The following is a 25,189-nucleotide window of genomic DNA, read 5'->3' on the forward strand; positions in this document are numbered from 1 at the left end:
CGTGAACGCGTTATCGGCCTGCGGTTCCGGCACATTTTGCAGGCCTGATAAGACGCGGCATCGCATCAGGCATGATGCGCCAATTGCCTACGTTTTTTACTCTTGTGGCCATAACCACGCAGCGCCGCGTACGCCGCTGGAATCACCGTGCTTCGCCTTACGCACCGGCGTTTCACATTCGCCGCCGAAGACAAATTGTTTAATCAACTGCGGAACCGTTTGATATAAACGGTCTACATTGCTCATCCCGCCCCCCAGCACAATCACATCCGGATCGAGAATATTCACGACATGTGCCAGCGATTTTGCCAGCCGCAGCTCGTAGCGACGCAATGCCAGTTCCGCTACCGGATCGCTTTCTTCAACCAGGCGGATAATTTCACTGCCTTTCAGCGCATGTCCGCTCAAACGATGATAATCCGTCGCGAATCCCGTGCCCGAAATAAAGGTTTCAATACAACCTTGTTTACCGCAATAACAAGGGACTTCCTCGCGATAACGCAGTTCGTCTTCGTCCATCCACGGTAGCGGATTGTGTCCCCACTCACCTGCCGTGCCATTGCCGCCGATATGCGCCCGCCCATTGAATGCCACGCCCGCGCCGCATCCCGTGCCGATAATCACGGCAAATACCGTCTGCGCTCCCGCTGCCGCGCCATCTACCGCTTCTGAAACCGCCAGACAGTTGGCGTCATTTGCCAGCCGCACTTCCCGCTGCAACCGCGCGCTTAAGTCTTTATCGAATGGCTGACCGTTGAGCCAGGTTGAATTGGCATTCTTCACCACGCCGGTGTAAGGCGAAATTGAGCCAGGAATGCCCATCCCCACTGTTCCGCGCTGCCCTGTCGCCTGCTCCGCCATATCAACCAGCGTGGCGATCGTTTCAATGGTCTGGCGGTAATCATCACGCGGCGTGGGCAGACGATGGCGGTACAACTGCTCCCCTGCATCGCCCAGTGCAATCACTTCAGTTTTGGTGCCGCCTAAATCGATACCTATACGCACGGTACTCTCCTTATTTTTTTCAATATCAATAGCGTAGAGACGGACAACCGGATTGGCAATGCAAGCCCGCCGACAATTCGTTATCATGCCCGCTAAATTTAACGACAAGGCCGTGGAAATTATCATGCTGTGGTTCAAAAATTTAATGGTTTACCGTCTTAGCCGCGAGATTTCGCTGCGTGCAGAAGAGATGGAAAAACAGCTAGCCTCGATGGCATTTACCCCATGCGGCAGCCAGGACATGGCGAAGATGGGCTGGGTTCCTCCGATGGGATCGCACAGCGATGCGTTAACGCACGTTGCCAATGGTCAAATTGTTATCTGCGCGCGCAAAGAAGAAAAAATCCTCCCGTCTCCGGTGATTAAACAGGCGCTGGAAGCGAAAATCGCCAAACTGGAAGCGGAACAGGCGCGTAAGCTGAAGAAAACCGAAAAAGATTCGCTGAAAGACGAAGTGCTGCACTCTCTGCTGCCGCGTGCTTTCAGCCGTTTTAGCCAGACAATGATGTGGATCGACACGGTTAATGGTTTGATTATGGTGGACTGCGCCAGTGCCAAAAAAGCGGAAGATACGCTGGCATTACTGCGTAAAAGCCTGGGGTCGTTACCGGTTGTACCATTGAGCATGGAAAACCCGATTGAACTGACGCTGACCGAATGGGTACGCTCCGGCAGCGCGGCACAGGGCTTCCAGCTGCTTGATGAAGCCGAGCTGAAATCGCTGCTGGAAGATGGTGGAGTGATCCGCGCGAAGAAACAAGATCTGACCAGCGAAGAGATCACCAATCACATTGAAGCCGGAAAAGTGGTGACTAAACTGGCGCTCGACTGGCAGCAGCGCATTCAGTTTGTGATGTGCGACGATGGTTCGCTCAAGCGTCTGAAGTTCTGCGACGAGCTGCGCGATCAAAACGAAGATATCGACCGTGAAGATTTCGCCCAGCGTTTTGATGCCGATTTCATCCTGATGACTGGTGAACTGGCAGCGTTAATTCAAAACCTGATTGAAGGATTAGGTGGCGAAGCACAACGTTAATTGCTGATTTACCTTTAATGCCGGATGCGACGCCTGCCGCGTCTTATCCGGCGTACGAAGCCACACCAGGCATATAATTATTCGCTACGGCGGGCAATAATTTTTAGCGCAGCAATATTATGCGTTTTACGCTGTAACTTGCTCCATGGGCGTTGTGTCATTGTTTTTCCTCAAGCCGGTGACGCGCTTCACTGCGAATTTTCCGCGTTGCCCCGGTTTTCACTAAATCACGTAACAGCGAAAGATCGGGTTGATCGACAAATAAGAGTAATGATGGATCATCTTTTAACCACATCGTTTTCACATCGGCAGCCAACTGTGGATTATTAATAACCAACGCCCGATCCTGAGGCTCAGTCAATGCCGTTAACAACGACGCCGGGGTATGTGCGTTGCGCAATGCCGTTTGGCGCAAATGATCATTGCGACTTTGCAGCAATGCACGCCACCATTCATCATCTGATTTATCTTTTATCGTCGCCAGTTCCGCAACAATATCTGGAGATCTTCGCTGATATTTATATCAACCTTGATGAATTATGAATATATCGGAAATCGAAAAAATCGCAGCAAAGGAAATATTATTATGGGTTTATGAGAGAACATTTCAGAAAAATGCCCTCCCGTTCAAGGGGAAGGCGAGGAATTACAGATAGCGGCACAGATAAGAGGTGGGTTCGGCAACTTGCAGATGAAACTCACTGTGACCGGGAACATTAAACACCGAACCGGCTTCATACACTTGCCAGTCGGTCGCGTCAGGCAGTAACACATTCAGCGCGCCACTGATTACCGTCATCTCTTCCGGCTCAGCGGTGCTGAAGGTGTATTCGCCTTCAACCATAACACCCACGCTGGCGCGACCAGTGCTGCTGCTGGAAAAGCCGATCGATTTCACTTTGCCGGAAAAGTACTCATTACTTTGAAGCATAAACTGGCCCTGTCTGGTAGTTGAACATCTACTTCACTATAGGGGCCAGAGGCGCTGGCTGTCACGCAAAATTACACCAGTAATTCCGCAGCCAGCCGTGCAATCAATACGTTAGAGAGCAAGACAGGAACATCGAGCTGTTTTTGCAGTAAATCGCGATGACGCTGGTTAAATCCCAAACAATCCAGCATGATGACATCAGCCCCTTTTGCCAGTAATTCTTTCCCGGCATCAATGATTTTTTGTTCTGAATCATGAATGGGGTTACCCAATGAAAATACTGGCGGTTTCTGCAAAATTTGCCATTTTTGCGCCTGAACGGTCAGCAACTCCTCAACCGGTACGATAACCCCCACCTGATGATCTTCAACAATAGAGGAAACCAGCGGTGGCAATATCCGCGACGGCTCAAGAAAGATCGTATTACGCGCGGTCATACTACTAATGTTTGCTGTACTCATTAATATAATGACGTCGTAACCCTGATTATCGAGCACTTCAACCACACCTTGCAGGTCTCGTTCCACTTTACGACGCGAAACATGGGCCAGCTGGTTGTCATTTAATAATGTGAGAATTGTGTCTTCGCCTGCTTCTGGCGCGTACTCCGCCATCACTTCTTCGCGGCTTAACTTCCCCAGCAGGCTATGATGGGAAATATTATCTTCGTCAATGTATTCTGTCAGGAGCGGCAAAACTTCCTGCATAGGTACAATGCCGATGGTCAGGATCGCCAACGACGCACTCATTGTTCTTCCACCTTACTTTTATTTCGTCGTTAATTACCGGGCAAGCGCTAAGCACCACTGCTGACACTTACCTGTGCTACAAATGACAAAAAGCGTAGCAGCAGACCTGCACGGCATAATGTAAAGATTCCAAATGATTCCAGTAATGGATTGTTATTGTTTAATATTCTAATTATTTGAAAAACATGAATTGTGAAAAATGTGACGCAGATCCCTTGTGGTGGCACTCAGAATCCCTTCCGAGCAGTCTGATGCGGTCACTCTTTGTCAGGATCCTCATAGCGTTTTTTCGCATCCATCGCTTCCTGAGCGGTCGGATGTTCACTGATCAACGAGTCTGGTTTAGGATGATCGGCTCTGAGTTGGTACCAGGTTACCGTCTGTCCTGGTTTTCCTTTTTCAATCGTCACTATATATGCTTCACGAGGATAAGGCGGTTTCGTTGGCATCGTTCTTCCTTATTTCACGGGATGAACGTTAAGTATAGGCGCTCGAAAATCAACAATTGATCGTCTGTGCCAGGGCACTGCGAATTTCAGAAATCACCTGGCTGGGTTCGTTTGTTGCGTCGATGATAATATGCGCAACTTCGCGATATAGCACATCGCGTTCTTCCAGCACTTCCTGAACTTCTTCGCTCAACGGTTTTCCCGTTAAGGTTGGCCGTAAATCTTCTTCCGGTGCAGCTTGCAGTCGGTTAACCAGGACTGATACTGGCGCACACAAATAAACCACGATCCCGTTATTTTGCATGAAGTGACGATTAAATTCCGTCAGAATAATGCCGCCGCCTGTAGCGATAACGGTGGATGGCGCAGTTACCGCTTCCAGCGCCGCCGTTTCTCTGGCGCGGAATCCCGCCCACTCTTCCCTTTCGACGATCTCCGCGACCGTCATATTGAGCTGTGATTGCAACCACTGGTCGGTATCGACAAATCGACGGTTAAGCGAATCGGCAAGGGCCATTCCGACCGTTGTTTTACCACAGCCCCGAGGCCCGATCAGAAAAAGAGGTTGTGTCATCGTGGGTTTTCCCCAATAGGTCGCAATGCGGCGAAAGCCGGTATCATGAGAATAGCGATCATACCATCAAACTAGTACAATTTCGATTGTAAAGAAAAAATTCCACTTAAAGTGAAAATCTCAATACACCCCTTACTATACCAATAAATATTCAAGAATGAAGTGTAAATAATAAATTACATTTAGCCATGACTACGTTGCACTTCCAGCCACCACTTCTCCAGCTCTGCGACAAAGGTCTGGCGGTCACGTTGTGAAAGGCTATCTGGTCCTCCGGTCTGGATCCCACTGGCACGTAAGGTATCCATAAAATCGCGCATCGTCAGGCGCTCACGAATGGTCGCTGGCGTATAACGTTCGCCGCGAGGATTAAGCGCCGCCGCGCCTTTCTCGATGGCTTCAGCAGCCAAAGGTATATCTGCGGTGATCACCAAATCGCCCGCTTCACACTGCCGGACAATTTCGTTATCGGCAACGTCGAAACCTGCCGCGACGCGCAGCGTACGAATAAATCGCGATGGCGGCACGCGTAAACTCTGGTTTGCTACCAGTACCAGCGGCATCTGCATACGTTCCGCCGCGCGATACAAAATCTCTTTAATTACATTGGGACACGCGTCGGCATCCACCCAAATTGTCATAAAGTCATCCTTTGTTGGGTAATCCTCTATTGTGTCGCGCTTTTGCCTTCCGGCATAGTTCTGTTTATGCTTCTGCCAGCGATTATCAAAACAATGAATTTCACGGCAGGAGTGAGGCAATGGAAAAGAAAATCGGTTTTATTGGCTGCGGCAATATGGGAAAAGCCATTCTCGGCGGTCTGATTGCCAGCGGTCAGGTGCTTCCAGGGCAAATCTGGGTATATACCCCCTCCCCGGATAAAGTCGCCGCCCTGCATGACCAGTTCGGCATCAACGCCGCAGAATCGGCGCAAGAAGTGGCGCAAATCGCCGACATCATTTTTGCCGCCGTTAAACCAGGCATCATGATTAAAGTGCTTAGCGAAATCACCTCCAGCCTGAATAAAGACTCTCTGGTCGTTTCTATTGCAGCAGGTGTCACACTCGACCAGCTTGCCCGTGCGCTGGGCCATGACCGGAAAATTATCCGCGCCATGCCGAACACTCCCGCGCTGGTTAATGCCGGGATGACCTCCGTAACGCCAAACGCGCTGGTAACCCCAGAAGATACCGCTGATGTGCTGAATATTTTCCGCTGCTTTGGCGAAGCGGAAGTAATTGCTGAGCCGATGATCCACCCGGTGGTCGGTGTGAGCGGTTCTTCGCCAGCCTACGTCTTTATGTTTATCGAAGCGATGGCCGACGCCGCCGTGCTGGGCGGGATGCCTCGCGCCCAGGCGTATAAATTTGCCGCTCAGGCGGTAATGGGTTCCGCAAAAATGGTGCTGGAAACGGGAGAACATCCGGGGGCACTGAAAGATATGGTCTGCTCACCGGGAGGCACCACCATTGAGGCGGTACGCGTACTGGAAGAGAAAGGCTTCCGTGCCGCAGTGATCGAAGCGATGACGAAGTGTATGGAAAAATCAGAAAAACTCAGTAAATCCTGATGACTTTTGCCGGACGTCAGGCCGCCACTTCGGTGCGGTTACGTCCGGCTTTCTTTGCTTTGTAAAGCGCCAAATCTGCCGATTTCAACCACTCACGATAGTGACTCATTTGTGGGTTCAGCGGCGCAACCCCCACACTAATCCGTAAAGTTACCTGTGGCGTATTCGGCAGACGTAATGTATTTAGCCCTTCATGCACCCGTAACATGGCGGTAATGGCGCTCTCAGCTGGCGTACCGGACATGATTACCGCAAACTCATCGCCGCCAAACCGACCAATCACATCGCTACCGCGCAGGGTTATTTGTAACTGTCGGGTAAGCGCCACAATCGCTTCATCGCCCACATCATGGCCCCAGGTATCGTTGATGCTCTTGAAATGGTCGATATCGATAATCAGTAATGTCGCATCGCGGTTATGCCGCCGACAGTTATCAAATTCATTGCGTAACATAGTTTCCCAATGACGTCGGTTATACACGCCCGTCATACCGTCGCGGGTACTCATGACCTGCAACCTGCGTTTATGTTCCGCCAGTTTAGTCGCCGTCTGGTAGCTGACCCAGCCAAACAGCAGAGGATAAATGACGATAATGGGAAGGGAGAGCCACCATTCCAGCGGCGCACTATTGAACGACACGGTGATGCCCGTCAGTTCAAGGGTGACAAGACAGGAAACCACCATCAATACCAGACCCGCGACAAACAGACGGGGGCCGCCTGCCCCCATCAAATTCAGACACATAATCATCAACATCGCGGTGGAAGGCAGCACGTTTACGCCCATTACGCCTACCCACATTCCCGCTAATACTGCATCGGTTTTTAAGTTGTAAATTTCCCGGCTAAGCGGATCGACGGCCCTGCTCGCTATCTGCCAGGCTAAATGCGGCCAGACGAACGCCCAGCCGACCAACACCAGCCACCACCAGCCCGGCGGCGGGTGCGAAACCAGCGTTGAAGCAATCGGTAAGAACATGCCAGCCAGGCCAACCGCGCGGGGTAGTCTGACGCGACGGGCGAAGCGCAGCCCGGATCGCTGATGTTCGTTTTGAGGAGTTAAAGGAGGTTCCTCCCCATGCGCCGCCGCTTTTTTGAAAAAGTTTTCATCATTCATTATTTTTGGGAACATTCAGAAACAATTTTCCCAAATTATAGAGACGGGGCTAAAGGCAGTAGTATGAAATTTCGGGTGAGCCATTTTCGTAGCTCACCCGTTAGCACTATCAGGTATCAGGCGGCTTTCTTGAGGCAGGCGCTCATAAACTTATTACGATCATCACCTTTCAGAGATTGTTGCGTTGCTTGATTATTACATTCGCGCATCTTTTGCTGCTGTGGCGTCAAACTTTTTTCACCAGGCGCAGACTTGCTGTTCTTCAGGCAATCACTCATGTAGGTCTTACGAGCATCCCCTTTCAACGCCTGCGCCGTCGCCTGCTGATTACAGGAGGTCATACGCTGTTGTTGCGGGGTTAAGGTTCTCTCGGCAGCGCCGACGGTGGTTAAAAAAACCAGACCGAAAAGCAAGGTAACCAGTAATGTTATTTTCATAGCACCATCCCTCTTCATGTTTTAACCATGAGCGTGTGCGCCCGTGATCTTCCATTAAGTCTGGTTGCTAACAGCAAAAAAACCACCCGACAGCGAAAATTCACCGCCGGGCGCGGTTTTATTTCAGCCCCAGAGCGGCTTTCATGGTGTAGAAGAGATCGGTCTGGTCGGTCAGTCCAACGACATTGGCAGCATGTGGGCCATACGCTGCAATACGCAACTGACTGCCGGTATGTTCTTGTGAATCCTCTTCGGAGTTCCCGTAACTCATCACCATCACTGCGCCATCTTTTGTATTTAGCGCCTGGGTGAGGCCCGGCGCTTTGGTGTCCGGCGCGACAATCTGGCTGGCGTGGGCGTGATCAGCGGTGACTATGACCAGCGTGTTGCCATCCTTTTTAGCGAATTCCAACGCCCGTTGTACGGCTTCGTCGAGATCGACCGTCTCGCCAATTTGCCCACAAGGATTCGCAGCGTGATCCTGTTTATCGATTGATGCACCTTCAACTTGCAGGAAAAAGCCTTTCTCATTTTTACTCAACAATTCAATGGCTTTGTCGGTCATCTGCGCCAGGGTCGGTACGCTGTCATTACGTTGCGGATTAGGCGTACAGGTAACTGCGGGCTTGTCGATATTGCCGTGGTACGTTGCTTTCGGTCCTTGCCAGCGCACTGGCATATTGCCGTCAGCAAACAGTCCTAGCAGGGGTTTTTGCTGGTTCGCTTCCGTCACCGCATTCAGTGAGGCAGCATCGCTCACCAACTGATAACCACGCGCCTGTGCCTGTTCACGCAGCGTTTTTCCCTGCCATTCACCGGCGGTTGCCGTTTCAGCAAAGGTTTTTGCGCCGCCGCCAAGCGTAACATCGGCACGAGCGTTAAGCAGCTGTTCGGTAATCGATCCTCTCCCGCCTTTTTCCAGAGCATTACCCGGACATTTTTCACTGGTCGCGCTCGGACCGTAGCATTTGCGCGAGGTCACATGCGCCACCAGCGCAGCGGGCGTGGCATCCTGCAACTCTGCGGTAGAAACGTTACCGGTCGCCAGACCTGCGGCTTTTGCCATTTCCAGAATCGTTGGGTGATCTTTTTCGTGAATATCGACGCTCAGCGCACCGTTATAGGTTTTGACACCAGTTGACCAGGCGGTTGCTGATGCAGCCGAGTCGGTAACGTAGTCCGGTTTGCCGGTTTTTTTATTCAGCGCATAGTGAGTGTATTGCCCGGTAAGCGGTAAGGCATCGATACCTTTAAAAAAGCCGCCCGCACCTTCGGCATAATTGCGTGCAGCAGTAATTTCCGAGTCCCCCATCCCATCGCCAATCAGCAAAATAATATTTTTGACGGGTTTATCGCTAAGAGAATCACGCAGAGCGGCGGTCTGATCACCCGTTAAGCGGCGAGCACCGCCGGGTGCAGTAATATCTCCCTGAGCAGCCCGGTTTTCCAGAACAGGCATTTCTGGTGTCCGGGCTTTTGTCACAGGGGTAAACAGTAACGGTAAGAGTGCCAGTGCAATAGTGCTTTGTTTCACTTTATTTTCTCCATGTACAAATACATTAAAAAATAAAAACAAAGCGACTATAAGTCTCGGCCGTGACAGCTTTATGACAGCTGTTGAAAAGATTAACTTTTTACTGACGAGGATGCTTCAATAACTTCTTTACATAATTGCGCAGCAGCTCCGTATCGTCGTCAGGAATGCTGGCATCGGGCTTTACCTCGTACAGCGCCCCCTCTACCTGATCAATCAACCTCTGTTGGTCATTTTGCGCCATATTGCGAAGCATTGCAGTGACGATAATCTCCAAAGCTTCTACCTGCGCGCACAGTTCTTTCGACTCTTCTTCTTTTTGGGCAAGCTTAAATAACAACTCAGCAATGAGATTTTTCATGTCTGTATTTCCTTATCCAAAGTATGGAGAAGTTAACATTATGTTTCACAACTTCATAGTGTCTGGAAGTATTATTTTTATGACAAAGGAAATACTTTGCGCAAATATTTTTTGTTTGATTACCAGCGAAACGTTTCTCTTATTTAAATAATTACCCTCACAAAATATAGGCTTTTAATTATCAACCTTTATTATAAATAAAAGTTATGAAATATATTCTCTTCGTTAACTTATAATTAAGAGAAAAAACTCACTGCATGGCCATTTAAGCCAGGAATAAATTAGCTTCCCGTTCATCATTTTTGTGATCTTGCGCACATCATTGAGATAACGCACTTTCTTCACCAGTACGTTGCACGCTTTGTCAGCAGAAGATTGCAACATTCTGTCAGAAGGCCGCGAATCCCCCGTTTTGTCGTGGTAATGTATGCACTTTGTGTTAGACGGGATAGGTTTTTAAGATGGAAAAACTGCGGGTAGGAATCGTTTTTGGTGGTAAATCAGCGGAACATGAAGTGTCTCTGCAATCGGCAAAAAACATTGTCGATGCCATTGATAAAAGTCGCTTCGACGTTGTGCTGCTGGGCATTGATAAACAAGGGCAATGGCACGTCAGCGATGCCAGCAATTATCTGCTAAATGCAGACGATCCTGCCCATATTGCGTTGCGCCCTTCGGCGACCAGCCTTGCGCAGGTGCCTGGTAAACATGAACATCAGCTTATCGACGCGCAAAACGGTCAGCCGTTGCCGACGGTGGATGTCATTTTCCCGATTGTCCACGGTACGCTGGGCGAAGATGGTTCCTTGCAGGGAATGCTGCGGGTCGCCAATTTACCGTTTGTAGGTTCTGATGTTCTGGCTTCAGCGGCCTGTATGGATAAAGATGTCACCAAACGTCTGCTGCGCGATGCCGGGCTGAACATTGCGCCATTTATTACCCTGACGCGCGCTAATCGTCACAACATCAGTTTTGCCGAAGTGGAGTCTAAACTGGGGTTACCGCTGTTTGTAAAACCGGCTAATCAGGGCTCTTCTGTTGGTGTCAGCAAAGTAACCAGTGAAGAACAGTACGCAATTGCCGTCGATCTGGCGTTCGAGTTCGACCATAAAGTGATCGTTGAGCAAGGGATCAAAGGTCGTGAGATCGAATGCGCAGTTCTGGGCAACGACAATCCGCAAGCCAGCACCTGTGGCGAGATCGTACTCACCAGCGATTTTTATGCCTACGACACCAAGTACATTGACGAAGATGGCGCGAAAGTGGTAGTTCCGGCAGCCATTGCGCCAGAAATCAACGATAAGATCCGGGCGATTGCCGTTCAGGCTTATCAGACGTTGGGATGCGCAGGCATGGCGCGTGTAGACGTGTTTTTAACCCCAGAGAACGACGTGGTGATCAACGAGATCAACACACTGCCTGGCTTCACCAACATCAGTATGTATCCGAAGCTGTGGCAAGCCAGCGGTCTGGGTTACACCGACCTGATCACCCGTTTGATTGAGCTGGCGCTGGAGCGTCACGCTGCGGATAACGCATTGAAAACCACAATGTAATTTTTAAATGCCCGATAATATTCTTATTGGGCGTTTTCAGTTTCTTCATCGCGACGACGAATAATCAGCCCCGCCAGCCAGAAACTAATCACCCACGTCACCAGACCGACGGCATAGGTCTGCCAACCTTTTGCTTCAAATCCCAGTAAACCCACCACGCCATTAAGAATGAATATAAGGCCAATGGCGAACGCATAGTAGTGCCAGTCACGGCGGATTTTTACAGGCAAGTTCATGGCAGCTCCGTTAACGAAAAACAACATCCTTGCATATTCTGCAACATCCGTCTGTGCCGTAGACAACATTTCCGTAATTGTTAATAAATTTAACTTAAGGTTGTCATTTTGTGACTCACGACGAAGATTCACGCTTCGGGAATATTCCCAACATCAATTTACCATGATTCTGATATTGACAATCTTAATGACCTGTCAGACTTGCCATAAGCCGCTGGTATCACACCAGAAGAGAAGCAGATGACTTCCGGAGGTTTTTATGGCTGATTTCACCCTGTCAAAATCGCTGTTTAGCGGAAAATATCGCAATGCCTCTTCAACGCCTGGCAATATTGCCTATGCGTTGTTTGTGCTGTTTTGCTTTTGGGCTGGGGCGCAATTGCTGAACCTGCTAGTGCATGCGCCCGGCGTCTATGAGCGTTTAATGCAGGTCCAGGAAACAGGTCGCCCACGGGTGGAAATTGGTTTAGGTGTCGGCACCATTTTCGGGCTGATCCCGTTTTTAGTTGGCTGCCTCATTTTTGCAGTAGTGGCGCTATGGCTGCACTGGCGACATCGCCGCCAGTAAGATTTACTTGCCAGATAGGACCTAAAACGCTTTATCTGGCATGACATTCCTGTTTGATCACTGTTTCATACAACGCGCCCGCCGTTCGTCTACGCGCTTCGCAAACCAGGCCGTAGTCAGGTTGCGGGTGATTTTCGGGCTTTCCAGTTGAATGCCAGGCAACATTTCGCGGGGTAGTGATTTACCCGTTTTCGCTTCGGCAAGTTGATAAACTTTCTTGTACAGCGCCGTCTCCTCAAAAGAGAAGCTGTCCCCTTTCTCTAACTGGCGGCGAATTTCACTGTCGCTCATCCCCAGTTTTCCCGCCAGTTTGCGCGTTGCCAGTTCGGTTTTCCCGGGCTCTTTACTGTCGTAACGAATTAAATCACCGTCCAGTGCCAGCTTCACGCCGCTGGCCTTACTGACCGCGTTCTGAAACGCGGCATTACGGCTGGCGTACCAGCCAGCGTTAAAATCAGCAAAACGGTATATCGGCGCGCTATAGCTGGCGGGATAATTCAGTAAATGGTAAGTACCAAACCACAACCCGCCGCGACGACTGAAGACTTCCTGACGGACTGTACCGTCCATTTTCCACGGATATCCTTTGGTATGCTGTTCGGCAAAAGCAATGCTGACCTGCATCGGCCCACCGGTGCGCACCGGATTAAGCGAACCAAACAACGTCTGCCCCATTGGCACCATGCTGATCAGATCGTCAAAAATCGCGCTCAATTGCTTTTCTGTACGCACCGAATCTAACCGTTCGCTATAGCTTTTGCCGTTTGGCGATTTGATTTTTAGCGCGGTATGCACCAGAAAAGCAGGAATGTGCATCCGTTCAGCACGACGGTCAATCTCTTGCCAGGCGATCTTGCTTAAGCCCGGAACGGCCGGATCTGCCTGATAATTTGACTCCTGCTGCGCCACCGCCAGCACCGAGCAGACGTTTTCCAGCGTCGGTGCCAGCCCCTGACTTTCAAACGTGGTGGCGAGATCTTTCGCCCAGGCATCGCGGTCTTTCACGCTCGCAGGCATCTTCTGCCGCACGACGCTCGCCACATCTATCGCTTTTTCGCCCTTTTTCAACGGTTGCGGAGCCTGACTACTACACCCCGCTAAAACCAGAACCGCCAACAATGACAGCGAAGATAGATGATTGACGCGCGACATTACTTCTCCTTTTTAGCTCAAGGTATGGGTTACTTCCTGAATTTTGTCACCATCCAGCTCATGTTCAAAGCTGCGCAGACGTTTGTAGATAGACATCAACTCAACCAGTGTGGTCCATGAGTTAATCAGGTACTGGAAAGCTCCGCGAACCTGACCAAAAACGTTGGTAATCTGCGTCATCAGGCCGAGCGTAATCGTACCGGCAACAATTGACGGAAACAGCAAGAACAAACCGAAAACGTTATCGACCTGCAAATAGAGAATGCGAGCGATGTTGAAATACATATAGTGAAAATAGAGGCGGAAATAGTTTTTCCGTACAGCGCTAAACAGCTCGCGTACCGTAGGCGGCGTCGCGCGCGTGGCATCGTCTTCACCATAAACCAGCTCTTTACGGTAGGCAGCCTCTGCTCGCTGGTTTTTAAACTCCAGCCCCGGCAGTTTGATCCCTACCACTGCCAGTAATCCGGTCCCCATCAGCGACCAGACGATAGCGGCAATCACCAGACCATACGGAATGTGCCCGACAATCGGCAGCTCCGGCACATGCGCGGAGAGCGTTACCAGCACCGGCAGGAAGGCGATCAACGTCATGATAGCGTTGATAAAGCTGACGCCCATATTCTCCAGCGTTGAAGCAAAACGCATGGTGTCTTCCTGCACACGTTGGGCGGCACCTTCGATATGACGCAGTTGTTGCCAGTTCGCCATGTAATATTCGTTCATCGCTGTACGCCAGCGGAACACGTAGTGACTGACAAAGAAGTTGTTCAGCACACTGATCACTACCGCGATCAGCGCAATCCCCAGAAAGACGCCCACTTCGCGGTAAAATTGTTCGATGGTGACTTTATGCGGCGAACTTAGCGCGGTTTGAATCAGATCATAGAACGGCGCATACCAGGCGTTGACGGCGACCCCGACTTCCACCAAAAACCAGGTGACGAAGATGATCAGTGCAGTACCGAGTATTGACCAGTATTGCCAACGATGCGGGCTGTAGATAAACCAGAACAATGCAAAAAGTCCTACGCAAACAATGTAGTAAGCGTAAAAAATCAGGAAATCCAACGACCAGAAACGTGCAGCGCTAATCGGGATCTGCCCGGAAGCTCCGGTGATACGCGCCACCCAGTCACCCCCACCTGCTTGCCAGAAGATAACGGCAATCAATGCCCAAACGAAGGCCGAGAGAAAAAACGTTCCCGGCTTTGGGAAAAAAGACTTAAACATATGCACTCCTGCTAACTTCTTATCGTTTTAACAACTGCTGTGTATTAACCGCATGACCGCTACAAAGCGTCAGCCAAATGAAACCGCCCATTGTGACCCATAGCAAGGCGCTTAGTTCGCCAGCCTGACCATAAGAATTGTTTCGACGGATTTCACAAACCAAAGATTGTTTACATAAGCGGATTAACACGCGCAGGATCACAAATGCAGGCATTGGTGAGCAGGAAAAAGATCGTGTTTACGCGCCGTTACGTTTTTAACACTATTATTGCACTAATTCGCCCTTTGCAATCCATCAATGAGTAGTATAAATACGCTCAGTTACCTTCATTCAATCTATGGACACCACCGTTGAAACGTAGTCTGCTTTTTTCTGCCGTGCTGTGTGCGGCGTCATTGACCTCCGTCCATGCGGCGCAGCCGATCACTGAACCGGAGTTCGCCTCTGATATTGTCGATCGTTATGCCGATCATATTTTTTACGGCAGCGGTGCCACGGGGATGGCGCTGGTTGTTATCGACGGTAACCAGCGCGTCTTTCGTAGTTATGGCGAAACGCGACCTGGTAATAACGTTCGCCCGCAGCTGGATTCGGTCGTGCGTATTGCTTCCCTCACCAAGTTAATGACCAGTGAGATGCTGGTGAAATTGCTCGATCAGGGGACCGTGAAGTTAAACGATCCGCTAAGTAAATATGCTCCGCCAGGCGCACGCGTACCGACTTACAATGGGACGCCCATTACGCTGGTGAATCTGGCAACCCATACCAGCGCCCTGCCCCGTGAACAGCCCGGTGGCGCGGCACATCGTCCGGTATTTGTCTGGCCAACGCGCGAGCAACGCTGGAAATACCTTTCCACTGCCAAACTAAAAGCCGCGCCGGGCAGCCAGGCCGCGTACTCCAACCTCGCATTCGATCTGCTGGCAGATGCACTGGCGAATGCGTCCGGCAAGCCTTATACCCAGTTGTTTGAAGAGCAGATTACCCGTCCATTGGGGATGAAAGACACCACCTACACCCCCTCGCCGGATCAGTGCCGCCGTTTAATGGTTGCTGAGCGCGGTGCCAGTCCGTGCAATAACACGCTGGCGGCAATTGGCAGCGGCGGAGTCTATTCCACGCCTGGCGATATGATGCGCTGGATGCAGCAGTATTTGTCATCTGATTTTTATCAGCGCAGTAACCAGGCAGATCGCATGCAGACGTTGATTTATCAGCGCGCGCAGTTTACGAAAGTGATTGGCATGGATGTCCCCGGCAAAGCGGATGCGCTTGGTTTAGGCTGGGTATATATGGCCCCGAAAGAGGGTCGTCCAGGGATTATTCAGAAGACAGGTGGTGGTGGCGGTTTCATTACCTATATGGCGATGATCCCGCAGAAGAACATTGGCGCATTTGTGGTGGTCACTCGTTCGCCATTGACGCGCTTTAAAAATATGAGCGATGGCATCAATGACCTGGTGACCGAACTGAGCGGGAATAAACCGTTGGTCATCCCCGCGTCCTGATTAATACTCTGAAGGCAAACGGTTGATAGCGACCAGTTTGCCTTTATTCATTTCGATATAGCCGCCTTTACGTAAAGCAGCGAGAACTTCTGCGACGACAGAACGCGATATGCGTGTACGTTGATGAATATAATTCATCACACCAATACGTGAGCGTAATTCTTCATTCCAGTCAATCATTGATAATAACGTTGCGCGGATTTGTTCGTAGGAATTATGCCCAATGAGCTGTACGTCACGTAATTCCAGAATTCTATTTTGCCAGGCTAACCAGTAAAAAGCATCTCGCCAGAGTTGATTTTGTTCAATAAGGGTAATGGTTTGTTTGGCTGGTAGATGATATCCCGTACAATTTCCTTCTGATATTAATTTGTATGGTATATCGTTTTTCATTAACCCATCAGCCAGTCCCATAATATAAGGAGCCTGGGTAATACCGATAAGTACGTTTTCTTCTCTACGCAGAGAGATAACGCCCTCTAAAATAACGAAAGTATCTTCGCTATTGACATCACTTGAAAATATAACTTGCTTTTCATTATTAAACTCGAAGCGCGTGCCATATCTGGACAAACATTTATCGAGCTTACCAAATTCCTGAAGAGGTTTAACTACAGATAACATTTGCGCGTCCTTTGCAGTAATGCCCGTCAAATCCTTGACGGGCATTATTTAGATTAAATAACCTATTTCTTCAGAGTGAAGAATGTTACCAGGTATATTTAACACCCACGTTCGCGGACCAGTCTTGATCTACGTCACCACCACCGAGGTAGTTAGCATCGGTATAGGCGCTGAAGTTCTTGGTGAAGCTGAACTGAGTACCCAGACCAACACGTACCGCAGACCCTTCAGTACCGTTATCGATGGAATCACCGTTCACATCGTTATCGTTGTTAGAGTCGTCGTAGACGTAAGCCAGTTTGAAGTACGGAGTCAGAGCCTGGTCTTCGCTGTAGGTGAAGGTATAACCTGCATCTACACCCAGTTCATAACGCATGCTGTCGTAAGACTGACCGTCAACTTTCATGTCGTTGCTCAGCTGGTAGTCATCACCAGACTGGAACAGACCAGAAATGCTGCCGTAAGGAGTCACGTAACCAGCATCACCCAGTTTGAAGTCGTAACCGGCTTTTAAACCGAAGCCCCAAGCGTCGGAGTTGGTGCTACCGTCAACGTAAGTACCGTTGCTCATGGTTGCAGACAGGTCGTTGTTGAAGTGAGAGTAGCTCAAGCTACCATCAACAAAGACGTTGTTCGCGAAGTGAGCAGAAGAGTAGATGTAGGCAGTCTGGCTGTCTTGATCCACCTGACCAGAACGGTCATTCATGTCACCTTTAGCGAAACCTGCAGCCGCACCGACGATCCACTTAGCGTTGTTACCGTCAATTTTGGTATCAACACCGACCATGATGCCGTTAACATCCTGATCATAGTTGATGGTGCCGTTGTCGCCGTTGAAGTTACCACCGAAGTAGCTTACCCATGCGCCGCCGTTATCAGCCAGGCCATGACGAGAGTTGGTCAGACGAGTACCAACGGTGTCTTGTTCCAGGTTCCAGATATTGGTGTTCGCAGACGGGATGCTCAGCGCCATGTTAGCGTAGTCGGTCAGCTCCATCTGTTGCAGAACAACGGTGTTACCACGCTGCTCAGCCTGATAGGTGTATGCACCCAGGTCAGCTTTGTTAGCAGCAGAGAAGGTCGCGTTGCTGTTTTTGTCGTTAACGTAGATCAGTTCGTTACCGTTGTAGTCAGCGATAGAACCAGCACCAGTAGCGTTGTCGATACGAACTTTGTAGTTACCGGTTGCAGCTGCAACATGGTCACCGTTGTTATCAACTTCGTTCTGACCAGCTTCGATAGAAGCAGTGTTGTCGTTATCGCCGTTACCGTTAATGGTCAGGTGACCATCAGAGTTCATTGCGATTAAACCATAACCGTAGTTTGACTTGGTAGTATCGTTGGTACGGTCGTTGGTCAGGTCGGCATCAAGTACGAAGCGGTTGCTTTCGATGTTGAACACACCAGCGTGAATGTTACCACTGGTATCAGTAGTGCTGGTCAGGTTCAGAGTATCAACCTGCAGAGCATTCGCCGCAGTGTTACCGACATTCAGAATACCGTCGTTAGTCACTTTGATGTTGTTGGCATACAGAGCAGCATCACCTACAGCCCAACCAGCAGAAACTTCATCAGAAATGGTTACGGTACTGTTGTCGACAGTCAGTGAATCAGTTGCAACATGACCATCTTCGTTGATGTTCAGCGCAGAAAGACCTGTCAGAGAGATAGAGTCAGAAATCAGCGTTGAATCAGCAACATTAACCGTTGAACCACTGTTGATGCTCAGAGTATCAATCAGAGAAGTTTTGGTGGTATCCCACTGTGAACCGGTGTTCAGGGTCACATTGAACAGACCGCTCTGGTAAACTTCGTTACCGATGATGTGATCAAATTCGCTGTATTCAGAGTCGCTGTTTTCTACACCAACAGTTGATGAAGGCCACAGGCTGTTAGCTGCGATGTCGATCAGAGTTGCAGTGGCTTCAGTATTGATTCCATATGTATAGGAGTCATTTACACCATCGTCATCAGTATCAACACCAATCTGATGCGCAGACATTGCCGCACCAACCCACTTGCTACCATTATTCAGGGTCAGATCAAGGCGATCAGTACCATCCCAACCGTTAGTATCTACATCACCGTCAGCATCACGATAGCTATCACGACCATGCGGGAAGAAGTTCTCATCAAAGTTACTTGAGAAGAATACATCGCCCATCAGTGTGGAATTATCGAATGTTGCAGTGGTTTGCATGGCGTTATCAGCAGCAGGATGTGCAATAACAGCTAATGCGATATCGTCAGCGTTCCAACCTTTACCATTGTAATCGCTGGCATTACCTGTATTACCGAACCAACCAGTTGTACCTTCATCAGTCCATGAACCAGAGGTCACGGTAGAATCTTTAACAGTGATGGTGTTATTAAATACTTCGCTGCTGTTTACACCAGTGCTGACAGTGTTGTCGTCGATATCTTCCCACTCATAACCCTGAGTCAGAGTAATACCTGCGACGTGAGAGTTATTAGAGATGGACAGATCAACTTCCTGATCCAGAGTGATGGCAGTACCGATGTTAAATACATTTACAACATGAGTGTCAGCGGCATTATTGTAGGTGCCGTTATATGTGTAGTGTTCGTAGTTGTCATCGATCGTTGAATTATCAACGGTCAGCGCCAGACGATCATGGTAGTAGTCATCCGCACGATCAGCACAATCAGTTGTCATGCACTCGGAATAAATCATACCGTGAATAGTGCTGTTTTTGATTGTCAGACTATTGGCATTGGTATTGGTAGAAATACCGTCGTCCAGATAGTAGGTAGAAATCACGCCGTTAACAGTAGCGTTATTAATGACCGGGTAGATATCGCCGTTGTAATAGCTATCAGCGGCATAGTTGTTCCAGCCTACATAACCATCATAGTAAACGTCATCAGCATAGGTGGCGTCGTTGTAGTGATGAAAAGTATTGTAAGTTTGACCAGAAATATCGTTGGTCGCTGCATTAGCCTGAGAGGTGATAGCCAGAGTGCAAGCCAATGCTAATTGTGATACTACAAGTTTCTTTTTCCAGGAGTGCATTTGTCATCCCTCCTCAGGGACGTAATAAGTTGATCCATCAATTATCAATGCATAGAAAACATATTATGTTTCGCGTTGACGATTATGCGGCGTTATAGAGGAATGGTTCAATTATTCTTTCCCCTAAGTCCGATTGCGGACATATATAAAGCACGTGAACACACACACAGAAAGAAATAACAAAAACACAATATTTCAATACGTTAATGAAAGCGTTAATTTTAAAACATAGACCATGAAAATATAAAGCAACTAAAACAGACAAATAATGTATCAATAAGCAATGAACTTTAAGTTATTCACTTTTTGAAAACGTCACCAAATTCCCAAAAACAATAATCTATGGCTATAAATAAAAATTAAAAATATTTTCAGTGAATATGAAATTATTGCTGCTTCTATTACAAAGATGTCCTGGTCTCTCTTTCATTCTCTTCTTGTCAACATCGCGACAACTTTCGTAAAACATCCCCACCCTGCTTCAGGTATACTATGCCCCTTGATTCCACAAACATCAGGCAGACCATGACAGACTTAATCCAACGCCCTCGTCGCCTGCGCAAAACTCCTGCGCTGCGCGCTATGTTTGAAGAGACAACACTTAGCCTTAACGACCTGGTGTTGCCGATCTTTGTTGAAGAAGAAATTGACGACTACAAAGCCGTTGAAGCCATGCCAGGTGTGATGCGCATTCCAGAGAAACATCTGGCACGCGAAATTGAACGCATCGCAAACGCCGGTATTCGTTCCGTGATGACTTTCGGCATTTCCCACCATACCGATGAAACCGGCAGCGACGCCTGGCGGGAAGATGGACTGGTGGCGCGGATGTCGCGCATCTGCAAGCAGACTGTGCCAGAAATGATCGTCATGTCAGACACTTGTTTCTGTGAATACACTTCTCACGGTCACTGCGGTGTGCTGTGCGAGCATGGCGTCGACAACGACGCGACTCTGGAAAATTTAGGCAAGCAAGCCGTGGTTGCAGCTGCTGCAGGCGCAGACTTCATCGCCCCTTCCGCCGCGATGGACGGCCAGGTACAGGCAATTCGCCATGCGCTGGACGCTGCGGGCTTTAAAGATACGGCGATTATGTCGTATTCGACCAAGTTCGCCTCCTCCTTTTATGGCCCGTTCCGTGAAGCTGCCGGAAGCGCATTAAAAGGCGACCGCAAAAGCTATCAGATGAACCCAATGAACCGTCGTGAGGCGATTCGTGAGTCACTGCTGGATGAAGCCCAGGGCGCAGACTGCCTGATGGTTAAACCTGCTGGAGCGTACCTCGACATCGTGCGTGAGCTGCGTGAACGTACTGAATTGCCGATTGGCGCGTATCAGGTGAGCGGTGAGTACGCGATGATTAAGTTCGCCGCGCTGGCGGGTGCTATAGATGAAGAGAAAGTCGTGCTCGAAAGCTTAGGTTCGATTAAGCGTGCGGGTGCGGATCTGATTTTCAGCTACTTTGCGCTGGATTTGGCTGAGAAGAAGATTCTGCGTTAATGTTCATTATGCCGGGTTATCCAACCCGGCATTTCCCCCTTACCCCGCCCGATAAAACGGTTTATCCCCAAGGATCGTCGCCCGATGCATAATCCGCCGCTGTGGCAGGTAATCCGCATTGGCATAGTGCTGAGTCACGCGATTATCCCAAATCGCAATATCATTCGGTTGCCAGCGCCAGCGCACCTGAAACTCCGGTTTGGTGATATGGGCAAACAAAAAACTTAACAAGGCTTCGCTCTCTTTCTCGCTGACATCAACAATTCGCGTAGTAAAGCCTTCATTCACAAACAGCGCCTGTTTACCGCTCACCGGATGCGTTCGCACCACCGGATGTAGCAACGGCGGGTTTTTCGCGACCGCCTCGCGCCAGCGTTGATGCTCCTCCTCGGTTTTGCGGTATTTGTATTCCGGGAACGATTTACGGAAATCATGCTCCGCACGCAGCCCGCTCAACAGTTGGCGGAAGGGAACAGAGAGCGCCTCATAGGCCGCAATACCGCTGGTCCAGAGCGTATCGCCGCCGGTCGAGGGTAACTCTTTTGCCGCCAGAATCGCCCCTGCGGGTGGCGTTTCAATAAATGTCACATCGGTATGCCAGTTGTCGTTATCCGGCGGATTATCGTTATGAGTATCCAGCACGATGATCTCGTCAACCCCTTCGGCATGAGGGTAAACAGGGTGAATATGCAGTTCGCCAAAACGCTGGGCCAGCGCGCGTTGCTGCTGCGGCGTAATAGCTTGATCGCGCAGAAACACCACCTGATGGCGCAGCACCGCATGGTAAAGCTGTTCAAACTGATTATCGCTTAACGGGCGCGTCAGGTCGGCACCCGAAATTTGTGCGCCAATATACGGCCCCAGCGGGGTAATGCTCAGACGTTCACTCATTGTACTTCTCCATGCCAGGGCGTCAGGCGGCGCTGTAACGCGCGCAAACCCAGTTCTAAAAGAAAAGCGATAATCGCAATCACCGCGATCCCCGCCAGCACCACGTCAGTCGCGAGAAATTCACCCGCTGACTGAACCATAAATCCTAAACCGCGCGTCGCGGCAATCAGCTCCGCCGCTACCAGCGTAGACCAGCCCACACCCAGACCAATGCGTAATCCGGTGAGGATTTCCGGCAGCGCGCCGGGCAAAATGACAAACCACAGCACCTGCGCACGACTGGCACCCAGCGACTGGGCGGCACGAATGCGAACCTGCTGCGCGCTTTTCACCCCCGCCAGCGCCGACATCGCCACCGGTGCAAAAATCGCTAAATAGATCAGTAAGATCTTCGAGGTTTCACCAATACCAAACCAGATCACCATCAGCGGCAAATACGCCAGCGGCGGCACCGGACGATAAAGCTCGATTACCGGATCCAGAATGCCGCGCACCGTCGGGCTTAGTCCCATGGCGATCCCGACCGGAATGCCGATCAACACCGCCGCAAGTAGCGCCAGCACAATGCGCGTCAGGCTGGCTGCCAGATGCTGCCACAGGGTGGCGTCCATAAATCCCTGCGGCCCGGCAATGGTGAGCAGTTTTGCCAGTACCTGTTGCGGTGGCGGCAAAAACAGCGGGCTAATCAGGTGCAGCGCCGCCACTGCCCACCATACAGTGAGTAAAATCGCTAACGTGCCAATGCTTAAGGTCACCTGACGCGAGAGCGGCCAGCGCCATTTCAGCCGATGCGAATGCAGTTTTTCATTAATGAGCACACTCATGAGAACGCCTCCCGTTGCTCAAATACGCGGCTTAAAACATATTCGCGCATGGCGATGAATTGTGGATCGGACTTGATGCTGCGGCTCGACTCTCCCGCAACAAAGCGGCGAGCAAAGTTGAGCGGCAGCCGCTCCAGCACGCGGCCAGGGCCGGGTGAAAGCAGAACCAGTTCAGTCGCCATAAACACCGCTTCTTCTATATCGTGGGTAATCAACAGCACCTGCTTGCCCGTCTCCTGCCAGAGTTTCAGCAGCAGAGTTTGCATCTGATCGCGGGTGAAGGCGTCCAGCGCGCCAAACGGTTCGTCGAGTAATAACAGCTGGGGATTCGCCGCCAGCGCGCGGGCAATCCCTACCCGCTGACGTTGACCGCCGGAAAGCTGCCAGATATAGCGTTTTTCTGCGCCTTCCAGCCCCACTTTTTTCAGCATCTGGTGCGCGATTTCCAGGCGCTGTACTTTCTCTACACCTGCCAGTTGCAGGCCGAACGCCACGTTGTCTACCACATTACGCCACGGCAACAGCCCTTCATTCTGAAAAACCACGCCCCGCTCTGCGCCCGGTCCCTCAATGCACTTACCCGCCAGTTGAATGCTGCCATGCTGATAAGGCACAAAACCGGCAATCAGATTCAGCAAGGTGGTTTTGCCGCAGCCAGACGGTCCCAGAACCACCAGTAGCTCGCCGCTTTCCAGCGTCAGGTTGATATCTTCCAGCGCCGGTTTGCCGCCATAATCGGCATAGAGATGAGAGATTTGCAGCATCTGCGCCTCCTTTTATTGCACGAAGCGCGAGGTCACGTACTGGCTGTAATCTTTCGCTACAGCCGGGACTTTGCCCTGCTCTTTCAAAAACTGCGCGGTGTCGATGATCGCTTTGTTCACCGGTCCGGTCAGTTCTGCCGTTTGCTGCTGCGGCGTCAGATAGGTATTCCCCTTCACCAGCCCCGGAACGTCACCTTCAGGTACGCCGCTTAAACGTGCCAGTTTGCTGATGTTTTCCGGCTGTTTCAGCCACGCGTCTGGATTAGCAATGTACGGTTGTTGAGCATCGATGGCGCTTTTAGCGAACGCTTTCACGACCTCAGGATGTTTCTCGGCAAAATCTTTGCGCACCACCCAGACGTCCAGCGTTGGCGCGCCCCACTGCCCGACCTGTTCAGAATCGGTCAACACCTTGCCGTCTTTTTCCAGGGCGTTAACCGCCGGTGCCCAGACATAAGCACCATCAATGTCTCCCCGTTGCCATGCGGCGATAATCGCGGGTGGCTGCAGGTTCACTATCTCCACTTGTCCGGGTTTTATACCCCAGTGTTTCAGCGCCGCCAGCAGGCTGTAGTGGGTGGTGGAGATAAACGGTACGGCGATGCGTTTGCCAATGAGATCTTCCGGTTTGCTGATAGTTTTCTTTACCACCAGCGCTTCGGAGTTACCCAGTTTTGACGCCAGTAAGAAGACTTCAATCGGCACCTGTTGGTTGGCTGCCACCGCTAATGGGCTGGAACCGAGGTTACCGATTTGGACATCGCCTGAAGCCAGCGCCCGCACGATGCTGGCTCCGCTGTCAAACTTGCGCCAGTCCACCGTCGCCCCGCTCTCTTTAGCAAAGGTGTTATCAGCCTGAGCCACTTTCGCCGGTTCAGCGGAGGTTTGATAGGCCACGGTGACGTTCACCGCCTGTGCCTGAAAAGCGATGAATGCCAGTGCGGCAAGAAGTGTGTTACGCGATGAAATTGCCATGATTGTCTGCTCCCCTGTCTTGTTATAGGAGCAGTATTCAGGAATAAAAACATTCATTAAAAGAATTAGTCGTTATCGCACAGATGATTTTATTCTTAGCAAAAAAGCGGCAAAGGAAAGATTAAATATGCAATTACACCCACTCTGACAATTCAGTAAGTTACTGCACTTCATTTTTATTAATGCATAAACAAGCAGAACATAATGTCTTTTATTTTATTAACAGCAATACATATAATGAAATCATTATATTCACATTGCATATATAACTGTATCATTCTCAATCAACCACATAATACATTCACATAATGTATATAATCCATATTTGTGCCTAGAACATATTTTTAATATGTAATTAATTGACAAACTAAATCACATCTAAATACAATATATAAAACAAAATAACTATACAAACCAAACACACAAACACTTAACATATGAACTACATAAAAGATTACGCAGTCGTATCCCCGTACCTGAAAGCCCCTTATTTTTCAGCTATCAGTAATTTTTAACACTTAAAAATTAGCATCTGTCTGTGCCAGAGATTACGTCTCTGC

Annotated in this window: 26 protein-coding genes and 2 pseudogenes; 6 read left to right on the top strand and 22 right to left on the bottom strand. The window is 49.9% G+C overall.

Features of this window, described 5'->3' with window-relative positions; genetic code table 11:
• Nucleotides 1-96: 96 nt before the first annotated feature.
• Complete coding sequence (gene mak, locus ACK8NJ_RS17800) at nt 97-1,005, bottom strand: fructokinase (protein WP_001219310.1); 909 nt, start codon at nt 1,003-1,005, stop codon at nt 97-99.
• A 124-nt stretch (nt 1,006-1,129) separates the two neighbouring features.
• Here mak and rdgC point away from each other — a divergent pair, with 124 nt between their 5' ends.
• The gene (gene rdgC, locus ACK8NJ_RS17805) at nt 1,130-2,041 is read left to right on the top strand and encodes a recombination-associated protein RdgC (protein ID WP_001298537.1); all 912 of its coding nucleotides are present in this window, start codon (nt 1,130-1,132) and stop codon (nt 2,039-2,041) included.
• A 77-nt stretch (nt 2,042-2,118) separates the two neighbouring features.
• On the opposite strand, the gene ACK8NJ_RS17810 is transcribed toward rdgC, so the two are convergent.
• The 7 genes and pseudogenes from ACK8NJ_RS17810 to ACK8NJ_RS17840 form a co-directional block, all read right to left on the bottom strand.
• A complete protein-coding gene (locus ACK8NJ_RS17810; RefSeq protein ID WP_120795376.1) occupies nt 2,119-2,202 on the bottom strand; it encodes a protein YkiD in 84 nt (27 codons plus the stop codon).
• A pseudogene (locus tag ACK8NJ_RS17815) lies at nt 2,199-2,540 on the bottom strand (DUF2773 domain-containing protein); the annotation flags it as partial. The pseudogene ACK8NJ_RS17815 and the gene ACK8NJ_RS17810, both read right to left, overlap by 4 nt.
• Nucleotides 2,541-2,687: 147 nt before the next feature.
• Entirely contained in the window at nt 2,688-2,972 is a 285-nt protein-coding gene (ppnP, locus tag ACK8NJ_RS17820; protein WP_000941942.1) for a pyrimidine/purine nucleoside phosphorylase, read from the bottom strand.
• A gap of 71 nt (nt 2,973-3,043) precedes the next feature.
• The gene (locus tag ACK8NJ_RS17825) at nt 3,044-3,721 is read right to left on the bottom strand and encodes an AroM family protein (RefSeq protein WP_001276411.1); all 678 of its coding nucleotides are present in this window, start codon (nt 3,719-3,721) and stop codon (nt 3,044-3,046) included.
• 257 nt (nt 3,722-3,978) lie between these two features.
• Entirely contained in the window at nt 3,979-4,170 is a 192-nt protein-coding gene (yaiA, locus tag ACK8NJ_RS17830) for a protein YaiA (protein ID WP_001142439.1), read from the bottom strand.
• Nucleotides 4,171-4,219: 49 nt separating this feature from the next.
• On the bottom strand, nt 4,220-4,744 hold the full coding sequence (aroL, locus tag ACK8NJ_RS17835; protein ID WP_000193395.1) for a shikimate kinase AroL: 525 nt from the start codon (nt 4,742-4,744) through the stop codon (nt 4,220-4,222).
• Nucleotides 4,745-4,926: 182 nt separating this feature from the next.
• The gene (locus tag ACK8NJ_RS17840) at nt 4,927-5,385 is read right to left on the bottom strand and encodes a YaiI/YqxD family protein (RefSeq protein ID WP_411961843.1); all 459 of its coding nucleotides are present in this window, start codon (nt 5,383-5,385) and stop codon (nt 4,927-4,929) included.
• A gap of 119 nt (nt 5,386-5,504) precedes the next feature.
• Between ACK8NJ_RS17840 and proC the strand changes: the two genes are divergently transcribed.
• A complete protein-coding gene (gene proC, locus ACK8NJ_RS17845; protein ID WP_001295331.1) occupies nt 5,505-6,314 on the top strand; it encodes a pyrroline-5-carboxylate reductase in 810 nt (269 codons plus the stop codon).
• Between the two features lie 16 nt (nt 6,315-6,330).
• Here the strand turns inward: proC and adrA are convergent, their stop codons facing one another.
• The 5 genes and pseudogenes from adrA to ACK8NJ_RS17870 form a co-directional block, all read right to left on the bottom strand.
• Nucleotides 6,331-7,446 (bottom strand): diguanylate cyclase AdrA, encoded by a 1,116-nt coding sequence (gene adrA / locus ACK8NJ_RS17850; RefSeq protein WP_000484048.1) that lies wholly within the window; start codon nt 7,444-7,446, stop codon nt 6,331-6,333.
• A 101-nt stretch (nt 7,447-7,547) separates the two neighbouring features.
• Nucleotides 7,548-7,868: a phosphate starvation-inducible protein PsiF gene (gene psiF / locus ACK8NJ_RS17855; RefSeq protein WP_001295332.1), complete on the bottom strand. Its 321-nt coding sequence runs from the start codon at nt 7,866-7,868 to the stop codon at nt 7,548-7,550.
• Between the two features lie 118 nt (nt 7,869-7,986).
• Complete coding sequence (gene phoA / locus ACK8NJ_RS17860; RefSeq protein ID WP_042063842.1) at nt 7,987-9,402, bottom strand: alkaline phosphatase; 1,416 nt, start codon at nt 9,400-9,402, stop codon at nt 7,987-7,989.
• 100 nt (nt 9,403-9,502) lie between these two features.
• Entirely contained in the window at nt 9,503-9,763 is a 261-nt protein-coding gene (gene iraP, locus ACK8NJ_RS17865; protein ID WP_000792975.1) for an anti-adapter protein IraP, read from the bottom strand.
• Between the two features lie 181 nt (nt 9,764-9,944).
• Nucleotides 9,945-10,147 (bottom strand): annotated as a pseudogene (locus ACK8NJ_RS17870) (hypothetical protein).
• A 77-nt stretch (nt 10,148-10,224) separates the two neighbouring features.
• Between ACK8NJ_RS17870 and ddlA the strand changes: the two are divergent.
• A complete protein-coding gene (ddlA, locus tag ACK8NJ_RS17875) occupies nt 10,225-11,319 on the top strand; it encodes a D-alanine--D-alanine ligase (RefSeq protein ID WP_000413676.1) in 1,095 nt (364 codons plus the stop codon).
• Nucleotides 11,320-11,342: 23 nt separating this feature from the next.
• Here the strand turns inward: ddlA and ACK8NJ_RS17880 are convergent, their stop codons facing one another.
• Nucleotides 11,343-11,555, bottom strand: a complete 213-nt coding sequence (locus tag ACK8NJ_RS17880; RefSeq protein WP_001295334.1) for a DUF2754 domain-containing protein — start codon at nt 11,553-11,555, stop codon at nt 11,343-11,345.
• 259 nt (nt 11,556-11,814) lie between these two features.
• Here ACK8NJ_RS17880 and ACK8NJ_RS17885 point away from each other — a divergent pair, with 259 nt between their 5' ends.
• The gene (locus ACK8NJ_RS17885) at nt 11,815-12,123 is read left to right on the top strand and encodes a YaiY family protein (RefSeq protein ID WP_000763151.1); all 309 of its coding nucleotides are present in this window, start codon (nt 11,815-11,817) and stop codon (nt 12,121-12,123) included.
• 57 nt (nt 12,124-12,180) lie between these two features.
• Here ACK8NJ_RS17885 and yaiW read toward each other — a convergent pair whose 3' ends face one another.
• Together yaiW and sbmA are read right to left on the bottom strand one after the other, a co-directional pair.
• On the bottom strand, nt 12,181-13,275 hold the full coding sequence (yaiW, locus tag ACK8NJ_RS17890; RefSeq protein ID WP_000092043.1) for a surface-exposed outer membrane lipoprotein YaiW: 1,095 nt from the start codon (nt 13,273-13,275) through the stop codon (nt 12,181-12,183).
• A gap of 12 nt (nt 13,276-13,287) precedes the next feature.
• Nucleotides 13,288-14,508 (bottom strand): peptide antibiotic transporter SbmA, encoded by a 1,221-nt coding sequence (sbmA, locus tag ACK8NJ_RS17895; protein ID WP_411961844.1) that lies wholly within the window; start codon nt 14,506-14,508, stop codon nt 13,288-13,290.
• Nucleotides 14,509-14,859: 351 nt separating this feature from the next.
• Between sbmA and ampH the strand changes: the two genes are divergently transcribed.
• On the top strand, nt 14,860-16,017 hold the full coding sequence (gene ampH, locus ACK8NJ_RS17900; protein ID WP_000830741.1) for a D-alanyl-D-alanine-carboxypeptidase/endopeptidase AmpH: 1,158 nt from the start codon (nt 14,860-14,862) through the stop codon (nt 16,015-16,017).
• On the opposite strand, the gene iprA is transcribed toward ampH, so the two are convergent.
• Both iprA and ehaB read right to left on the bottom strand, forming a co-directional pair.
• The gene (gene iprA / locus ACK8NJ_RS17905; RefSeq protein ID WP_001295817.1) at nt 16,018-16,641 is read right to left on the bottom strand and encodes a hydrogen peroxide resistance inhibitor IprA; all 624 of its coding nucleotides are present in this window, start codon (nt 16,639-16,641) and stop codon (nt 16,018-16,020) included.
• Nucleotides 16,642-16,726: 85 nt separating this feature from the next.
• Nucleotides 16,727-19,675: an autotransporter adhesin EhaB gene (ehaB, locus tag ACK8NJ_RS17910; protein WP_042063847.1), complete on the bottom strand. Its 2,949-nt coding sequence runs from the start codon at nt 19,673-19,675 to the stop codon at nt 16,727-16,729.
• Nucleotides 19,676-20,200: 525 nt separating this feature from the next.
• On the opposite strand from ehaB, the gene hemB reads away from it, so the two are divergent.
• A complete protein-coding gene (hemB, locus tag ACK8NJ_RS17915) occupies nt 20,201-21,175 on the top strand; it encodes a porphobilinogen synthase (protein ID WP_001521979.1) in 975 nt (324 codons plus the stop codon).
• Nucleotides 21,176-21,214: 39 nt separating this feature from the next.
• Here the strand turns inward: hemB and tauD are convergent, their stop codons facing one another.
• From tauD to tauA, 4 genes are read right to left on the bottom strand one after another with little or no spacing between them, the layout of a single operon-like run.
• A complete protein-coding gene (gene tauD / locus ACK8NJ_RS17920; RefSeq protein WP_000004027.1) occupies nt 21,215-22,066 on the bottom strand; it encodes a taurine dioxygenase in 852 nt (283 codons plus the stop codon).
• Complete coding sequence (tauC, locus tag ACK8NJ_RS17925; protein WP_001599448.1) at nt 22,063-22,890, bottom strand: taurine ABC transporter permease TauC; 828 nt, start codon at nt 22,888-22,890, stop codon at nt 22,063-22,065. The genes tauD and tauC overlap by 4 nt, the downstream gene beginning before the upstream one ends.
• Nucleotides 22,887-23,654 carry a taurine ABC transporter ATP-binding subunit gene (gene tauB / locus ACK8NJ_RS17930; RefSeq protein ID WP_001586727.1) on the bottom strand — a complete coding sequence of 256 codons (768 nt, stop codon included), beginning with the start codon at nt 23,652-23,654 and terminating at the stop codon, nt 22,887-22,889. The genes tauC and tauB overlap by 4 nt, the downstream gene beginning before the upstream one ends.
• Before the next feature lie 12 nt (nt 23,655-23,666).
• Nucleotides 23,667-24,629, bottom strand: coding sequence for a taurine ABC transporter substrate-binding protein (gene tauA, locus ACK8NJ_RS17935; RefSeq protein WP_072648451.1), 963 nt, complete (start codon nt 24,627-24,629; stop codon nt 23,667-23,669).
• Nucleotides 24,630-25,189: the final 560 nt, after the last annotated feature.

This window comes from Escherichia sp. F1, assembly GCF_046764225.1.
Classification (GTDB): Bacteria; Pseudomonadota; Gammaproteobacteria; order Enterobacterales; family Enterobacteriaceae; genus Escherichia; species Escherichia coli.

Coding starts and splice junctions, on each gene's coding strand:
- tauC (WP_001599448.1), bottom strand. CDS start 22,890: ATGAGTGTGCTCATTAATGAAAAACTGCATTCGCATCGGCTGAAATGG.
- sbmA (WP_411961844.1), bottom strand. CDS start 14,508: ATGTTTAAGTCTTTTTTCCCAAAGCCGGGAACGTTTTTTCTCTCGGCC.
- yaiA (WP_001142439.1), bottom strand. CDS start 4,170: ATGCCAACGAAACCGCCTTATCCTCGTGAAGCATATATAGTGACGATT.
- tauA (WP_072648451.1), bottom strand. CDS start 24,629: ATGGCAATTTCATCGCGTAACACACTTCTTGCCGCACTGGCATTCATC.
- ACK8NJ_RS17810 (WP_120795376.1), bottom strand. CDS start 2,202: ATGACACAACGCCCATGGAGCAAGTTACAGCGTAAAACGCATAATATT.
- ddlA (WP_000413676.1), top strand. CDS start 10,225: ATGGAAAAACTGCGGGTAGGAATCGTTTTTGGTGGTAAATCAGCGGAA.
- ppnP (WP_000941942.1), bottom strand. CDS start 2,972: ATGCTTCAAAGTAATGAGTACTTTTCCGGCAAAGTGAAATCGATCGGC.
- ACK8NJ_RS17840 (WP_411961843.1), bottom strand. CDS start 5,385: ATGACAATTTGGGTGGATGCCGACGCGTGTCCCAATGTAATTAAAGAG.
- iprA (WP_001295817.1), bottom strand. CDS start 16,641: ATGTTATCTGTAGTTAAACCTCTTCAGGAATTTGGTAAGCTCGATAAA.
- tauD (WP_000004027.1), bottom strand. CDS start 22,066: ATGAGTGAACGTCTGAGCATTACCCCGCTGGGGCCGTATATTGGCGCA.
- ACK8NJ_RS17885 (WP_000763151.1), top strand. CDS start 11,815: ATGGCTGATTTCACCCTGTCAAAATCGCTGTTTAGCGGAAAATATCGC.
- adrA (WP_000484048.1), bottom strand. CDS start 7,446: ATGTTCCCAAAAATAATGAATGATGAAAACTTTTTCAAAAAAGCGGCG.
- hemB (WP_001521979.1), top strand. CDS start 20,201: ATGACAGACTTAATCCAACGCCCTCGTCGCCTGCGCAAAACTCCTGCG.
- tauB (WP_001586727.1), bottom strand. CDS start 23,654: ATGCTGCAAATCTCTCATCTCTATGCCGATTATGGCGGCAAACCGGCG.
- ehaB (WP_042063847.1), bottom strand. CDS start 19,675: ATGCACTCCTGGAAAAAGAAACTTGTAGTATCACAATTAGCATTGGCT.
- ACK8NJ_RS17880 (WP_001295334.1), bottom strand. CDS start 11,555: ATGAACTTGCCTGTAAAAATCCGCCGTGACTGGCACTACTATGCGTTC.
- rdgC (WP_001298537.1), top strand. CDS start 1,130: ATGCTGTGGTTCAAAAATTTAATGGTTTACCGTCTTAGCCGCGAGATT.
- psiF (WP_001295332.1), bottom strand. CDS start 7,868: ATGAAAATAACATTACTGGTTACCTTGCTTTTCGGTCTGGTTTTTTTA.
- ACK8NJ_RS17825 (WP_001276411.1), bottom strand. CDS start 3,721: ATGAGTGCGTCGTTGGCGATCCTGACCATCGGCATTGTACCTATGCAG.
- aroL (WP_000193395.1), bottom strand. CDS start 4,744: ATGACACAACCTCTTTTTCTGATCGGGCCTCGGGGCTGTGGTAAAACA.
- yaiW (WP_000092043.1), bottom strand. CDS start 13,275: ATGTCGCGCGTCAATCATCTATCTTCGCTGTCATTGTTGGCGGTTCTG.
- iraP (WP_000792975.1), bottom strand. CDS start 9,763: ATGAAAAATCTCATTGCTGAGTTGTTATTTAAGCTTGCCCAAAAAGAA.
- proC (WP_001295331.1), top strand. CDS start 5,505: ATGGAAAAGAAAATCGGTTTTATTGGCTGCGGCAATATGGGAAAAGCC.